The sequence below is a fragment of the Methylobacterium nigriterrae genome (assembly GCF_037106235.1).
In the GTDB taxonomy this organism is placed as follows: Bacteria; Pseudomonadota; Alphaproteobacteria; order Rhizobiales; family Beijerinckiaceae; genus Methylobacterium; species Methylobacterium nigriterrae.
This window is the reverse complement of record NZ_JBAWTG010000105.1, coordinates 1-15797: the sequence shown is the minus strand read 5'-3', so window position 1 is coordinate 15797 and position 15797 is coordinate 1. Positions and strand designations below refer to the sequence as shown.

Here is a 15797-nt window from a genome sequence, read left to right as displayed (position 1 = left end):
CGCCTGCTGTTCACGGTCTCGGATCCGGGCCAGGCCTTCCTGGTGCGGCCGAGCGGGCCGCAGCAGGTGACGGTCGAGCAGGTCGCCAAGACGCCCTTCAACATCCAGACCGAGGCGGGCCTCGTCCAGGCGATCTTCAAGACCCTGGCCGACGTGCCGCGCCTGCCCGTGCCCCAGGGCCCCGCCGCCGGCGGCGCCGGATCGGGCACCGCACCCAACATCCTGCATCCCGAGGGCGGCCCTCAGGAAGGATTGCGGCCGGGCGGCGCCCCGCCGGGATCGCGCGATGTGACACCCCGCGACGGGGCCCCCGATCGGGGCGACACGGACCGGCACGACGGCGTGATCCCGCATGCCGGCGAAAATCCCGACCGCCCGCGGGGCTCCGGAGAGGAAACGCCGCATCTCGTCCTCGCGTCGCAGAACGTTGCCGTCCTGCAGGACACCGCGCTGGCTGCCACGAATGCGGGCGAAGGTGTGCTCCCCCCGTCGGCTGGCGCGAGCGCGTCGGGCCTGCGCATCGTGGCCGCCCACGCGGGATCCGATGCCGCTGCCGACGCAGTCGCGCTCACCGACGGAAGGATCGTGCTCGCGGGGCATTACGGCACACTCGTCCTCTATCAGGATGGCACCTATCTTTACCGCGCCGACCAGGCGTCGGCGCTCGCCGAGGGCCAGCACGGAACCGACGCCTTCAGCTTTCAGGTGCAGGATGACGCGGGCACCGTCGCCACGGCGACGCTGACGGTCGATATCACCGGCGTGAACGACGCGCCGGTCCTGGCGGCCGACACGGCAGCCAACCACGCTCCGGCCGGGATCGCCGGTGTGGCATCCGGCAACGGTACCAAAGCCGCTGCCGCGACGCTCAGCTTCACCGATGTGGATCTCAACGATACGCACAGCGTGACTTATGCGGGGCCGAGCGTGACCTGGTCAGGCGGCCCGGCAGTTCCGACCGACACGGCCTCTGCCCTGCTGAGCGCCCTGACGCTGACGGCGACCGACTCGACTGGCACCGGCACCGGCACCGGCTCGGTGACGGCCGCCTTCGCGCTTGCCGACAGGCTGGCCGCCTTCCTGGCCGAGGGTGAGACGCTGACGGCGACCTACGACGTCACGGTCACGGACAATCACGGCGTCGCCTCGACCCGGCCCGTCACCTTCACGCTCACCGGCACGAACGACGCGCCGATACTGGCGCCCGATCCGGCGGCGAGCCATGTCCCGATCGAGATCGCGGGCCTGACGGCCGGCAGCGGCACGAGAGCGGCCGCAACGCTCAGCTTCGCCGATGTGGATCTCAACGACACGCATACGGTTTCGGGCTCGCTGACGTCGGCAGCGTGGTCGGCCGGCGCCGCTCTTCCCGTGGGTACGGCCTCGGCCCTGGTGAGCGCCCTGACGCTGACCGCGACCAACTCGACCGGCACCGGCGCCGGCTCGGTGACGGCCGCCTTCGCGCTTGCCGACACGCCGGCCGCCTTCCTGGCCGCGGGTGAGACGCTGACGGCGACCTACGACGTCACGGTCACGGACAATCACGGCGCCGCCTCGACCCGGCCCGTCGCCTTCACGCTCACCGGCACGAACGACGCGCCGGTATTGGCGCCCGACACCGCGGCGAGCCGTGCCGTGACGCAGGTCGCCGGCACAACCGGCTGCACCGCAATCGACGTGGCGAGCGCGACGCTGCCCTTCACAGACGCCGATCTCTCGGACACGCACACGGTCCGCCTGGGAGCGCCGCGCGCGACCTGGTCGGCAGGGTCGCTGACGTGCCTGACTGCGACCGATGCGAAGGCTCTGACCGACGCCCTCGACCATGCCCTGAGCGTCACGCTATCGGATGCAACCCATACGGGTTCCGGATCGGTCGACCTCGCCTTTTCTGCCCCCGATCAGGCTTTCGACTTCCTGGCGGCGTGCGAGACGCTGACGGTGACTTACGACGTCACGGTCACGGACAATCACGGCGCCGCCTCGACCCGGCCCGTCGCCTTCACGCTCACCGGCACGAACGATGCCCCATCTTGGCCGATCCCGGTCGCGGCAGCGCCGGGCGCGGCCAGCGCGCCGACGCAGGCCGATCTGACGCTCGGCGGGGAGGCCTGCCACGCTGTGAGCGGCGGCCCCACCCTCCACCGGGCGGAGGTCGCGAAGGCGGATCACGTGGTCCACGCCGCGAATGCGAGCGGCTCCTTCGCACTGCCCGGGGATGGGCTGCTCAACGCTGCGGGCGATCCGACCGCGCTCCACGTCGGCGGCGTGGCGGATGCCCGCGGGAACGGGCCGGTGACCGGCCCTGGCGGCCACGCGCCTGCTATCGAGGACTCGCCGGGCGTTGGGCAGGGGAGCGTCGCTTATGAGGCGTGCAGCCTGCCCCAGCCCACGCGCACCAATGCTGCCGTCTGTGGCGCAGACGACATCCCGATCGCCTCGAGCGGCCCTGGCGCGGCCATGCCGGGGAGCGCCGGCCACGACGTCTTCGTGTTCGCCGCCGCGCCGCGCCAATCCGGACCTGTCCATGACATTGCCGAGCTCGACGCGACGCAGGACGCGATCGGCCTCGCCTTTCCGGGTGATCCCGCAGGCCTTCGGCCGACCGGGAATGCCATGCAGGGATACGACCCGTCCATCAGTGCCGGACACGGCGCGATGCCGGCGCATTTCGATACTGGGACGCAACCGAGCAGCGAGGTCGACCCATTTGGCGTCGCAGATCCATGCCGGGCTGCGGAGCATCTTATGATGACAGATTCCTCGCCCGTTCATACTCTTCTGCTCATGCGGACAGGCGAATTGATCTATCCGTGTCACTAGCTTCGATTCAGACCGAAGCCATTTTCCACAAAACGCTCATCCGGGAAGGTCTTCACGCCGGCGTCTCGTGCCGCGGTGCGGCCGGTCGAGACGGGCGTCGCAGCCGGAGGGGGACGTGACGCGCACAGGCTGCTCAGTCCCAGCGCGGCCTCGATTCCGGCAGGGCTGGCCCATGCCATCCGGCCCGTCAGGTCATCCGGCCCGTCAGGTCAGCGTGACGTCGAGGCTTCCGCGCAGCACCGCGACGAGTTGCGGCAAGCGTTTCGTCTCCGTCTTGGCGTAGATGGAGCGAAGATGCGTTCGCACGGTCGAGATCGCGATTTCCCGTTGGCGGGCATGGCAATCGAGCCCGATGCCTTCGGCGAGATCGCGCCCGAGCGCCGCCTCCGCCGGGGTCAGGTTGAAGGCCGTCCGCAGGCGTCGCGCCGCGTTCGAGGGCGATCGCCCAACCTCCCGAACGACGATCGCGAGTTCCGCCTTGAAAGCCATGTTCCGAGGCGCCTGCGATCGAGGCAAGGGATGGACGGAGACGCCGTAGGGAACGGCATCGTTCTCGCGCGGCACTTCGAGATGCTCGGCATCCGCGAGGCCCGCCCGTCCCTGTGCCGCCGCGACCGCGTTGCAGGCCAGCGTCGAGAGCCGCTTCGTCGCCCGCGTGTCGCGGCATGCAAGGCGGCCCGCTCGCAGGACAATTCCGTCCTGGCTTCGCACCAGAGCCTCACCCAGCTTGTTGGCGTGCGCCACGCGTAGCTCGCTGTCCGCAAGGAAGATGCCGGCATCGACGATGTCGAGCATGGCGCCGATCTCGCTGGCTTTCGCCTTCGCCTGTTCCAAGAGTGCGTAGAATTCGAAGGCGCGGCGCAGATGAGGCATGATCAGTCCGAGGCGCGAGAGCTCCTGCGCCTCGAAAGGCCCCTCCAGGCGTCCGCGCATCATCGCGAGGATAGCCTTGACGTCACCTTCCTTGGCAAAGCAGGAGCCGATGCTATGCTCGATATCCAGCGGAGAGATGACGTCGCGGTACAGCGGCGTGCTGCGAAACTGTTCGAGGTTCACCCCGCGTTCCGGACACACGATGCGGCCGACGCTGCCGAGGATGTAGGGCAGCCGAGGATCCTCGGTGGCATGCCGATAGAAGTAGGTCTTGTAGCGATCGCGCTCCATGCCCGACACAGCCCAGGTCGGCTTGAAGTCGCGCTCAAGACTGAACACCGAGAGCTGGCCGACGCGGCCACCGACGAACCGGGTCACCTGATCGAGCAGCCCCGGCCACTGCTCGGGGTCGATGGCGGATTCGTAGACGGCTCCGAGGAGATGCGAGTAGCTCTCGAGATCGCTCATCATTCGTCTCCTTCGCGAGGCGCCCGCACATCCCCATCGTGGCTGGCCTGCCTAGAGGCGGCTTGCAGCGACTCGGTCCGCGGCGACACAGAGACAAGATTGCACCTTCAGGCCCGGGGATCCGTGCACATCCTCAAAATTGAGGAGGCGACGGCACCATCTGATCTGTGATGAATCTAGCTCTTTCTGCTTCTCGGTCGGGAGAAACCGTACGTTTCTTGACCGAACTGTTCGGGCCGTCGAATCCTGCAAGGCGTCGCGACCGGACAAGGCGGTAGCGCGGGTTCGCGCGCACGGATCACCATCGATCGAATGCCGGCAGGATGGTGGCTCCGATGCCGTCCGGCATGTCTCAGGTGGACGCGGCCGTCGAACAAATACAGCAACGTGGCTTCTCGACGTCACATCTTCACGCTATCACTTGGTCGGCGAGACTTGATTTGCGAGTCGCCTGCCTTTCCTGAGAGAGGTGAGCAATGTCTTTCGTCGACAGCCTCGACAATCTTCCCGCCGAAGATGGTGCAGGACGGACAAAACTTTTCTTCAGCGCGCTCGAACGTGATTGGCGGGGTCTGTTCGCCGAGTTGCGCCAGCGCAGGCCCGTTCTCGATCTTCCACCGTTCGTGGTCGTGTCGCGCTGGGCCGACGTCGCCGACATCCTCAGCCGGCCCGGGACGTTTCAGGTCGGCTACCGGCCGCACATGGACCCATCGGTCGGACCCTTCATGCTCGCTCGCGACAATTGCGAGCAGAACTGGCGCGACAAGTCGGTAATGCGCTCGCTGCTGCGCTGGAGCGACGTGCCGGGGGTCCGCGCGCGCGCCGGGCAGGTCGCTGCGGAACGGCTCGCCGCCGGTCGGCGAGGGAATTCGATCGACATCGCGCAAGCCGTGTCGCGGACCGTGCCGCTTCAGATCGTCCGTTCGTATTTCGGCTTTCCGGGCCCTGACGAGCCGACGATGCTCGCCTGGTCGAGAGCGACCCAGGCGGACATGTTCTACAACCTCGCCGGTGACCCGGCCGTGTTGGCGGCGAATGTGGAAGCCGGCACCGCCATGCGGGCGTGGCTTCGGGACCATCTTGAGCAGCGCCGTCCCTGGTCGGCGATCACGGAGGACGACGTCTGCGCTCGCCTCCTGCGGATGAGCGCGGCCGGCCTGTCGGGGCTCGACACCGAGGCCATCGTCAGCAATCTCTGCGGCCTGCTGGTCGGAGCCGTGGAAACGACATCCCAGGCGATCGTGAACGCGACGGAGCAGATCCTGCTGCGGCCGGACATCGCCGCCCGGGCCATCGCCGCCGCACGCGAGAGCGACACGGCGCCCCTCGACGCGATCGTCTGGGAGGCGCTGCGCTTCAACCCGGAGACGAGCTTCGTCGTCCGGGTCGCGGCCGAAGCAGCGGTCCTGGCCCCGGGCAGCGAGCACGAAATCGCCATCCGTCCGGGACGCGCCATCGCGGCGGCGATTGGATCCGCCATGTTCGATCCAAGTCTGTTCCCGGAGCCGGACGCGTTCCGCGAGCGTCCGAGGGACGCCTACCTTCACATGGGCCTCGGCCTGCATGAATGCCTCGGCCGCTTCGTGGCCGGCGCCATCGTGCCCGAGACGATCCGGCAGATCCTGCTGATGCCCGGCATCGGGCTCCTCCCGGACGGCGGAAGCCGGATCGATCATGGCGGCGGCCCGTTCCCGGAGCGTTGCGTCCTCGCCTGCGACGGAGCGGAAGCGCATGCCTGACACGAGCGCCGGCCCGTCACGGCGCGATACGAGCCGGGACGGCTTCCGCAACAGGATCGAGACCTTCGTGCTCGGTAATTTCCGGCCGATCTGGAATTGGATCAACGATCATCCCTCGGTCGCCCGGACGATCAACCGCCTGATCGTGAACAACGCGGTTCTCAAGGCGCCGACGCGGCCCCTCGCGCTCAGCACGATGGCAAGCTTCACCTCCTGGCCCTCGCTGACCGACCGGACATGGTTCTCGCGGTACCTGCCGCCGGAGGACCGTCTACGATCGCCCTCGATCGACGACGTCCTCACCCTGTTCGCCTCCCGCTCCGAAGGACCGCGCGTGTCGTCACATTCCACGCTGCTGTTTCCTGCCTTCGCTCAGTGGTTCACCGACGGCTTCCTGATGACGAACGAGGACCGCCGGCGCACGCGGACGAACCACCAGATCGATCTCAGCCAAGTTTACGGCCTGACGCCGTGCGCGACGGATGCTCTGCGGCTCGCCGAGAACAGTCCTGGCTTGAAGGGGCGCCTTCGTTCGGTCGTGGAGCAGGACGAGGAATGGGCGCCGAATCTGTTTGATGCGGACGGTCGGAAGCGCCCGGAATTCGCGGCGCTGCCGGATCCGGTGCGCCTGCCCGAAGACTGGCCCTTCGCGAAGAAGGCGTCCCTCTTCGCCTTCGGCGGCGAGCGTGCGAACGCGACCCTCTACACCGCGGCGATCAACACGCTCTTCCTGCGCGAGCACAACCGTCTTTGCGCGGCCCTCGAAGCGGACCATCCGGATTGGGACGACGAGCGCGTGTTCCAGACAGCGCGAAACATCAACATCGTACAGCTTATCAAGATCGTGATCGAGGATTACATCAACCACATCTCTCCGTACTGGTTCAAGCTGCTGGCGGATGCAAGCCCCTGCTACAAGGCTGTCTGGAACCGCGAGAATTGGATCCCGGTCGAGTTCAACGTTCTCTACCGGTGGCACAGCCTCGTGCCGGACGTGACGATCTGGGATGGCGCGCGCGTCCCGATGGCCGAGGCCCGCTTCGATCACGGACGTCTGCGCGCCCGAGGGCTCGCGGCCGCGTTCGACAGCGCCAGCCGGTCACCGGCCTGGTCACTCGGATTGTTCAACACCTCGGCGGATCTGATCCCGGTCGAGCGCGCCACGCTGCTGCAGGGACGATCGAACAAGCTTTCGGCCTACAACGCGTATCGAGCGCTGATGCGCTACCCGAAGCTCACCAGCTTCGAGCAGATCAGCAGCGATCCCGCCGTCGTGGACAACCTGCGGCGCGTCTACGGCGATGTCGACCAGCTCGAATTCTATGTCGGCCTGCTGGCGGAGGACCACCCGCCGAACTCTGCGGTGCCTCCGCTTCTCGGGCGGATGGTCGCCGCGGATGCCTTCTCGCACGCCCTCACGAATCCGCTCCTCGCGCCGCACGTCTTTCATGCCGGCACGTTCTCGGAAGCTGGCATGCGAAGCATCGCGGCGACATCGAGGTTGCACGATCTCGTCGAGCGCAACGTTCCGCGATTGTCCGCCGAGCAGAAAGTCTCGATGTCGCGCGGCGACCTGGCTACGCTTCACTGAAGATCCGAGAGCGACGGCTCCCGGCCCGCCGCACTCAGCCATGATCTACGGCCATGATCTCCAGCCGAGCGGCCGGCCTCTCCCGGCAAGGCGTGCCGCATCAGGCCCATCGCGCGGGCCGGAAGATGGGATAGGCCGCATCGACGGGCTCCGTCGATGAGCTTGCGGGCGATCGTGCCGCCGAAGCGAGGGACGGCGCGTGCCGGACCTGTCGCGGCCCGGCCGGCGGCCGGCGGAGAGAACGGTCCGGTGTCGTCGCCTGCCCCGTGAGGACAGGGCGGCGCCGGAGCCGTCGCAGGCTCGGTGGCCAGATCTGCGCGATGGTCCAGATTCAGCAGAGCGATCCGCCTCATCGCCGCCAGCACGCGTTCGGCCATGAGACGCTGACCCTCGCAAAGACCGTCTCGCTCGAGCTCAGCGATGCGATTCTCCGCCCCCTGGAGCAGATGCCTGATCTCTTCGAGGCACAGATCCGTCTCGGCGAGATCGCGCGGATGAGGGTCCTGGCGGGACATGCCGTTCCTGAAGCCGATTCGCACGGCTCGGCCCGTGCTCGATGGCTGCCGATGATGTTGGGAGCCTACGATTCCTTGCCGATCCGGCATCATCAAAACTGATGAGTTCGGCGCAGACGCATTCCTGTACCCGTCAAACGGCCATCTCGTCGGGCCATCTCTCCCGCCGGCGGCCCCGGGCAAGCGGCCTGACACACCGACACGGCGTCATGGGCTGCCGGTACCGTCCTATGCCGGCAGAATCGTGCCGGGTTCCGAATTCTGGGGGCGCGGCAGGACAAGATCCTCTTACTCCGAGACGGCTCGAACGCTTCGTGCCCTCCATGCTCAGGAGACTGTATCGTGTGCGGTCCGATCTTCGAGACAGCGAACCTGAACCCCGTGATCGCCCGGGACGCGGCTGCGTTCGACGCGGAGCGCAGGATGAGCCTCCTTCGCACGCACATCCGGGAAACCCTGCTGCGGATCCCGCGCCGTGTTGACGAGCGCGGGACCGCCGCCGGGCAGGGTCGGTTCGCCCAGGCTGCTGCGGCGACCAACATCGTGCCGATGGACATCGTGGCACGCGCGCGATCCTCCGATCGGTCAGCGAAGCCGCCGGACCGGCACGGCCGATGTCCGCCTCAGGACGAAAGCTGACCTTTGCTTGGAATTCGGCCCCCGTTCCCGCATGCAGGTTCGTCGGCAGAGGATCTGACGATGCGGACGGGACGCTGCGCGAGTGAGGAGGTTGCACCCGGTCCGCCCGACGCGGCAGCGCCCGGCGCGGCACCGGAGCCCTGGCTCCGAACGACCGCGGACGTGCTGCACGAGGAGCTCGACTATTTCTGCGGCAGCCGCAAGCCGGGTGACGCGCTCTCGCTCGCGGAGCGAGCGGACGCCGCCCGGCTGGCAGCCCTGTGCCTGTCGGGCGGCGGCATCCGAAGCACGACGTTCTGCCTCGGGGCTCTGCAGGCGCTCGCGGGCCGGGGGATGTTCACGCAGTTCCATTTCCTCTCGACGGTGTCGGGCGGCGGCTTTGCGGGCGGCTGGCTGCAGGTCTTCATCAAGGAATGCGGCGGCGTCGCGCAAGCCGAGGCAGAGCTCGCGAGACCAGGCTGCGACGCCCTGAGCAAGCTTCGCGGGTACACGAATTACCTGACGCCCGAGACGGGCCCGCTCTCGAAGGACACCTGGGCCGCCGTCGTTCTCTACCTGCGCAACTTGATCCTGATCTGGCTCGTCCTCCTGCCGAGCCTGCTCTTCCTGCCGCTGGTGCTGGTCTTTTATCGGACCTTGCTGGAAATCGTCGGAACCACGCTCTGGTGGTGGTCGCCGCTGGCGCTCGGCAGCGCCGCCCTCCTCGTGGGCACGTTCAGTGCCTGCATCATGGTGCCGAGCCACAGGCCGGCATCCGGCGACGGCACCGAGTACGTGACGCCCGGCCGGATCTTCGCCTGCATCATCCTCCCGACCTCCGCCTGGGCCCTGTGCGTTCCCGGAACGTTGCGGGCCCTCGTCGAGCCCCCTCTCGCGAGCGCCGGCGCGGAGCTGTCGCTGCTGCTGGCGCTCATGTACTTCGCCGTGCAGATGATCGCGTACTGGGGAGCCATGGCGTGGCAGGCGCGCGGCTCCGACCCGGGCCTGACCCTCTACCGACAGAACAGCCGGCCTTGGCTCGCCGCCAGCGCCGTTTCGACGATCCTGATCTATGCAGGTGTGCGGTTCGCGGTCGCGTTCTTGACCAGCGGCGACCCGACCGGGCAGGGCCCGGGCGAGACCCCGGTTTCGCAGATCCTGACCGTGTTCGCCCCGATCTGCCTCGTCGTCGTTCATCTGCTGCAGAGCGTCGTCTTCATCGGGCTTCGGCGGAGCGCGCCGCTCGCGGATCTCGATCGCGAGTGGGTCGCGCGGGCCGACGGGCAGATCCTGCTGCTTGCCTTCTGCTGGACGGCGCTCTGCCTGTGTTGCCTGACGCTGTCCGAGACATTGCCGACCCTGCTGACGACGTCGGATCGCAGCCGGTGGCCGACCTGGGCGGCCTCTCTCGTCGCAGTGCTGTCCGGTCCGGCCGCAGCCTATCTCGGCAAGCAGGTCTTCTCGCGCGTGCAGGCGATGGCCGCGCGCAAGCCATCCGACGACGCGCTGCTCCTCGCGCTCAACATCATGGCGGTGGTTTTCGCGATCGTTCTGTTCGCGCTGCTCGCCTGGTGCCTGAGATGGGTGCTGAGTTCCGCTCAGATCGCACTCGGCGGCTGCGATGTCCTGAAGCTCGAGAGGTCGCTTGAGGCCTTCAAGGCGAGCTGCCGCTCACGCCTCCTCTACGAGTGGGCGCCGCTTCCGCTCCAGCTTCTCATCGCCGCCGTCCTGTCGACGGCGGTCTACATCTTTGGGTCGGTCAACGTGAATCGCTTCTCCATGCACGGGATCTACCGCAACCGCCTGAGCCGCGGCTTCCTCGGTTCCGCCCGGAAGTCTCGTGACGGGGACCCCTTCACCGATTTCGACGAGGCCGACAGCCCGCCGGTGAAGGATCTGACCACGGCCGAGCGGCGGCTCCTGCCTGTCATCAACATGACTCTCAACCTCACGAACGTCCGTCGGGCCGACTGGGCCGAGCGCAAGGCGGCGCCGTTCACGGCAACGCCCTTCGCCTGCGGCTCGGCCGCCCTCGACCGCGAAGACCAGCCCCGGACGGACGGCCAGCCGCCGGGCCCGCGCGGGTCGTACGCGCGCACGTCCGATTATGCCGGGATGGAGACGCGGGGCGACCGGCGCAACCTGTCGCGAGGACCGCTCCTGGGCGGGATGCTGACGATCTCCGGGGCGGCGATGAGCCCGAACTGGGGCTACCATTCCTCGCCGACGATCGCCTTCCTGATGACGATGTTCAACGTTCGGCTGGGAGCGTGGCTTCCCAATCCGGCCGTGGCTCTCAGGGATGATCTGAAGCTCGCCACGCCCCGGAACTCGGTCGTCGCGCTCCTCAGCGAGCTCGGTGGACGCACCACGGACACGCGCCAGGCGGTATACCTGTCCGACGGCGGGCATTTCGACAATCTCGGCCTCTACGAGATGCTGCGTCGCCGCTGCGCGCGCATTGTCGTGATCGATGCGGGGCAAGACGAGACCTGCACATTCTTCGATCTCGGGAACGCGATCCGGAAGGCCGAGATCGATGGGCTCGCAAAGATCGAGATGGGCGAGATGCGCATCCTGTCCCGCTCCGCCATCGAGGCAGAGACGCGCCAGACGGAGGCCGCGGGTTACGCCCGCGGCACCATTCACTATCCGGGCGCCCGCGACGCGGCCTCGCTCATCTACATCAAGCCGAGCTACCTGCGCGACATCCCCGTGGAGGTCAGGGCCTACGGCGCGAAGAACGCTTCATTCCCGCACGAAAGCACCGCCAACCAGTGGTTCTCCGAGAGTCAGTTCGAGAGCTATCGCGCGCTGGGCTTCTTTCAGATCGACAGCATGTTCGGCTCGCAATTGGCCAGCGTTTCCGACTGGGCATCGCATCTGGATCGGCAGCTCAACCGAGGCTCGGCCCAAACATGACGATGGGCTCGGGCCGGCCCTGCCTGGCCGCGGCGCTGTCCTGGTCGGCCGGCCGCGCGGCGCGCGGCTCCCGGCTCGGCGTGACAGCTCAGCGGGCTCGGCCCTTGCCGTGGTCGCTTGCAGGGGCACCCGGCATCCGCTCGAGGCCATCGAGATGTGAGCCCATCGTGAAAATCACGTAGGCGGCTGCGCCCCAGACGCAGAGGCTTAGCACCAGCACGAAAGCGAACCACAGCCGGAAGAAGATTGGCAAGCGCACGGGGCCGGCACTTGGGGAGGAATGCTTCACGGCCTGTCTCCCGCTCTGGAAGCGGACGCCAGCTCCCCTCCTCGTCGATCTCGTCGCGCGCGTTCCGCAGTCGCAATTACTGAGCATTGAGAGCGCCACCGGATTGGGCGAGGGGACCATCCTCCCCGGGGATACGCCTCCACAGGCTCCCGAGCCTCCTCAGTTTTGTGGATCGGCGCCTCGGACCCGCATCGGACAGGGCGTCCCGCGGAGCCCCAGATCCGCGTCGGCGTCGCCGAAGTGGCAGCTCGATGCCTATTGAGGCGCTCGTAACGTCGGTGTTAGCCAGAAGCCGTAGCGCTTGTTCCTGCGCACCGTGGTCGCGTGCAAATGTCCCATTCGATATCGTCGCCCGGAACAGTTTCTCTCCGGGATCTCGCCTGGGTTCCCGGCCGGGGATCTCTGCGACCTGAGCTGGTCCGGCCGGCCAAAAGCGAGGAGCGGACATGGGCGCGCTTGCCATGCCAATGGATCCTCAACGGCGGGCTGCGCCTGTTTCGGAACGAGGTGGCGTATCGCGGGCGGTCCGCGGCCGCGTTGAAGATCCTGCTGATGGTCGCTCTGATGGCCGAAGAGCAGGAAGCCGGGATTCTGGCCGGGCAGCGCATGACGGCGCTGCTCTCCTACGAGGATCTCAATCACCTTGCCGGCCTGTCCACCGTCCAGATCCGCGCGGGCAAGACGTTCCTGTGCGGGCATGGCCTCGTCACCGTGGCGCACGAGGGGCAAGGTCGCCGAACCCGCTACTTCCTGGGCAGCGGCGATCGGTTCGAGCCGCAGGCGTTCATCCCTTGCCGCCATCGCGTGCAGCCGCAGGAGCGGAAGCCGGTCGAGAAACTGCAAGACCTGTCCTGCACAGAGGTCCACGATCTCAACGCGCTGAAGATCTACCTCGTCCTCTGCACGCTGTCCGGCGGCCGGGACCTGAGCGTCACGTTGCGGCCGTCGGTCGTCTCGCAGCTCACCAACATCCCTGAGACGAAGATCGCGGAAGGGCTGGACAACCTCGCCCAACGAAGCCTGGTCTCGGTGCAGTCGACCACCCTCCGCCAGGACGACGGCATCGACTCTCTCCGCGTCGATCCGCTGCCTCTCCATTGAACGCCGGCAGCTGACTGCACGCAGCGGCTCGGCGATCGAGACGGGGCCGCAATCCTTGCGCGCGGCCCCGCGCAAGGATTGCGCGGCGAAGCTCACCCTCCCGCGACGCTATATACATCCTGGCATAGCCCTGCACGGAGGCGTTCAAAAGGCTGCGATCACGTCCCGAGGACGGGCCGTCCGTCGGCGCCGGACGACCGGCATGCTTGAGCGAGCGGGCGGTGCCCACCGCTTCCCTGCCTGAGGTCGGGCCGCGGACCGCCTTCCTGCGTGTCCGCCTCGGTCGGCTCCCGGATGGAGAGCCGACCTTTGCCCTTCTGCCCGTGCAGGACAACGCGATGATGTCCGGCTTGGCGGGAGCCGACGCGCTCGTGGTTCGTCCGGCCGGTGCGGTCGGAGTGACCTTCGTCATCGACCGCCTCGATCGCCTGCCCGGCTATTGAGGCCGGGAGCGGTCCGGCTCCTCAGCGGAGCCAGGCCGGTCTCAGAGGCTGCCGAGGCGTGTGGTGATGGCTTTGGTCTCGAGGTAGTTCGAGAGCACCGCCTGGCCCATCTCCCGGCCCCAGCCCGATTGCTTGTAGCCGCCGAACGGCAAGGCCGCGTCGAAGACGTGGTAGCAGTTCACCCAGACTGTACCCGCCCGCAGCCTATGCGCCACCTGCTGGGCGCGACCGGTGTCCCTGCCCCAGACGCCGGCGGCGAGGCCGTAGACCGAGTTGTTCGCCTCCGCGATGAGCGCGTCGTCCACCTCGTCGTAGGGAGTGGCCACCAGCACCGGCCCAAAGATCTCCTCGCGCACCACCTTCATGCTCGGGTTGGTGTCGGTAAGGATCGTCGGCGGCACGAAGTAACCCTTGCCGGAAGGAACCGCGTTGCCGCAGGACACGGTCCTGGCGCCCTCGGCGCGGCCGGATTCCAGGTAGCCGGTCACGCGCTCGTACTGCACGGAGGAGACGAGCGGACCCATCTCGGTGTCGATCTCCAGCCCGTGGCCGAGGCGGATCTTGCCGGCCTCGGCCGCGATGCCCTCGACCACCTGATCGAAGATCGCGCGGTGCACGAACAGCCGCGAGCCGGCATTGCAGCATTGGCCGTGGTTGAAGAAGATCGCCGCGTTGGCGCCGGGAATGGCCAGCGACAGATCTGCGTCGGGCAGGATGATGTTGGGCGACTTGCCGCCGAGCTCGAGCGAGACGCGCTTGAGGTCGTTGGCCGCGGCGCGCACGATGATCTTGCCGACCTCCGTCGAGCCGGTGAAGGCGACCTTGTTGACGTCGGGATGGGCGGCGAGCGCCGCGCCCGCGGTCTCGCCGAAGCCGGCGATGATGTTGACGACGCCTTCCGGCAGGCCGGCCTCCAAGAGCAGCTCGCCGAGGCGCAGCGCCGAGAGCGGGGTCTCTTCGGCCACCTTCAGGACCACGGTGCAGCCGGTGGTCAGCGCCGGGGCGAGCTTCCAGGCCGCCATCAGGAGGGGGAAGTTCCAAGGAATGATCTGGCCGACCACGCCGATCGGCTCGGGCCGCGTCGCGGAGAAGAAGTCGGAGCCAGGGGCGGCGAGAGCCGAGATCGGGATGGTCTTGCCCTCGATCTTGGTCGCCCAGCCGGACATGTAATGGAACATGTCGGCCGACAGGGTGACGTCGGCGGCCTTGGCCACGGCCCGGGGCTTGCCGTTGTCGATGGCCTCCAGGGCCGCGAGCTCGTCGGCGTGTTCGAGAATCAGGTCGCCGATCCGATGGAGCAGGCGGCCGCGGGCGGACGGCGTCATCCGCGCCCACGGCCCGCTCTCGAAGGCGCGGCGCGCGGCCTTCACGGCGAGGTCGATATCGGCCCTGTCGCCCTCGGCGACCTTGGCGATGACTTCGCCGGTGGCCGGGTCGGTGACGTCGAAGGTCTTGCCGGATTGCGCCGGCACCCACTTGCCGTCGATCAGGAGGAGCCGGTCCTGCGAGAGCCACTCGCGGATCTCCTCTGGAATGGCGGGCATCGGAGCGGAAACGTCTGCGCGAACGTTCATCACGCCTCTCCCTATGCAGTTCGCGAGTTCAAATCGCTCGCGATAGGAAGCTTAGAGCCAGTTCTCCCCGAACAGCAATGCACTTTAGCTATATTTGAGGAATTCTATCTAGACGGGACGGCACCCGAACAAACCACACGCGTGCGCGAGACGATGGCGGCCACGCTCCGGCAACCGAGCAAGGCGACGCGTCATATACGTCATGATATAGCCGCCCGTCGCGACTGGCAACACGATGCCGTGGCGTTCCCGGCAACCTCCTGGCATCTGGGACAAGCGGAAGACGGGCAAGTCCACAGGACGCATCGATGGCACGACTGAGCATCCGGATCGACATCGGACCCGAGAACCGCGTCGGGCCGGGCAAGGTGCAACTCCTGGAGATGATCGCCGAGCACGGCTCGATCTCGGCCGCCGGCCGGGCACTCGGCATGTCCTATCGCCGCGCGTGGATGCTGGTCGAGGCGATGAACAAAGGGTTCGGCCGGCCGGTCGTTGAGGCGCAGATCGGCGGCAAGGCCGGTGGCGGTGCACGGTTGTCGGCCTTCGGAGCGGACGTGATCGCCCATTATCGAGCCATCGAGCGCGCCGCCGACAAGGCGGCCTCTCCCTTTCTCGCGCGGCTCACTCCGGCCTCGGCAGACGACCGCTAGGAGCATCCGAACGGCACCGGCTGCCGCGGGTCTCACGCCTCGGCGGTCTGGCAACTGGCGTTGCGCTCGCACAGCAACCTGCTCACGAACCTCGTCATGACGGGCGCCAAGCCTTCCCGGAGCATGGCCTCCGGCAGGCACTCGGCCTCGGCCAGGACGAAGCTGATGCCGTGATCAGCGCTGCCGCG

The 15797-nt window shown here is 67.7% G+C and carries 12 protein-coding genes; 9 read left to right on the top strand and 3 right to left on the bottom strand.

The window, feature by feature from the left end; translation table 11 throughout:
- The coding region (locus tag WDW90_RS28585; RefSeq protein WP_336490889.1) for a VCBS domain-containing protein at window positions 1-2823 on the top strand (2823 nt) is incomplete at its 5' end.
- Window positions 2824-3027: 204 nt separating this feature from the next.
- On the opposite strand, the gene WDW90_RS28580 is transcribed toward WDW90_RS28585, so the two are convergent.
- Window positions 3028-4167 (bottom strand): helix-turn-helix transcriptional regulator, encoded by a 1140-nt coding sequence (locus WDW90_RS28580; RefSeq protein ID WP_336490888.1) that lies wholly within the window; start codon window positions 4165-4167, stop codon window positions 3028-3030.
- A 473-nt stretch (window positions 4168-4640) separates the two neighbouring features.
- Here WDW90_RS28580 and WDW90_RS28575 point away from each other — a divergent pair, with 473 nt between their 5' ends.
- From WDW90_RS28575 to WDW90_RS28555, 5 genes are all read left to right on the top strand, one after another.
- Window positions 4641-5903 (top strand): cytochrome P450, encoded by a 1263-nt coding sequence (locus WDW90_RS28575; protein ID WP_336490887.1) that lies wholly within the window; start codon window positions 4641-4643, stop codon window positions 5901-5903.
- A complete protein-coding gene (locus WDW90_RS28570; RefSeq protein ID WP_336490886.1) occupies window positions 5896-7494 on the top strand; it encodes a peroxidase family protein in 1599 nt (532 codons plus the stop codon). The genes WDW90_RS28575 and WDW90_RS28570 overlap by 8 nt, the downstream gene beginning before the upstream one ends.
- A gap of 320 nt (window positions 7495-7814) precedes the next feature.
- On the top strand, window positions 7815-8111 hold the full coding sequence (locus WDW90_RS28565; protein WP_336490885.1) for a hypothetical protein: 297 nt from the start codon (window positions 7815-7817) through the stop codon (window positions 8109-8111).
- Between the two features lie 240 nt (window positions 8112-8351).
- The gene (locus WDW90_RS28560; protein ID WP_336490884.1) at window positions 8352-8648 is read left to right on the top strand and encodes a hypothetical protein; all 297 of its coding nucleotides are present in this window, start codon (window positions 8352-8354) and stop codon (window positions 8646-8648) included.
- A gap of 60 nt (window positions 8649-8708) precedes the next feature.
- Entirely contained in the window at window positions 8709-11549 is a 2841-nt protein-coding gene (locus tag WDW90_RS28555) for a patatin-like phospholipase domain-containing protein (RefSeq protein ID WP_336490883.1), read from the top strand.
- Between the two features lie 88 nt (window positions 11550-11637).
- Here the strand turns inward: WDW90_RS28555 and WDW90_RS28550 are convergent, their stop codons facing one another.
- Complete coding sequence (locus WDW90_RS28550) at window positions 11638-11838, bottom strand: hypothetical protein (protein WP_336490882.1); 201 nt, start codon at window positions 11836-11838, stop codon at window positions 11638-11640.
- Between the two features lie 537 nt (window positions 11839-12375).
- Here WDW90_RS28550 and WDW90_RS28545 point away from each other — a divergent pair.
- Window positions 12376-12939, top strand: coding sequence for a hypothetical protein (locus tag WDW90_RS28545; RefSeq protein ID WP_336490881.1), 564 nt, complete (start codon window positions 12376-12378; stop codon window positions 12937-12939).
- A gap of 221 nt (window positions 12940-13160) precedes the next feature.
- Window positions 13161-13382 (top strand): hypothetical protein, encoded by a 222-nt coding sequence (locus WDW90_RS28540; protein ID WP_336490880.1) that lies wholly within the window; start codon window positions 13161-13163, stop codon window positions 13380-13382.
- Window positions 13383-13423: 41 nt separating this feature from the next.
- On the opposite strand, the gene WDW90_RS28535 is transcribed toward WDW90_RS28540, so the two are convergent.
- Complete coding sequence (locus WDW90_RS28535) at window positions 13424-14956, bottom strand: aldehyde dehydrogenase family protein (protein ID WP_336490879.1); 1533 nt, start codon at window positions 14954-14956, stop codon at window positions 13424-13426.
- Window positions 14957-15264: 308 nt separating this feature from the next.
- Between WDW90_RS28535 and WDW90_RS28530 the strand changes: the two genes are divergently transcribed.
- The gene (locus tag WDW90_RS28530) at window positions 15265-15609 is read left to right on the top strand and encodes a winged helix-turn-helix domain-containing protein (protein ID WP_336490878.1); all 345 of its coding nucleotides are present in this window, start codon (window positions 15265-15267) and stop codon (window positions 15607-15609) included.
- Window positions 15610-15797 lie beyond the last annotated feature (188 nt).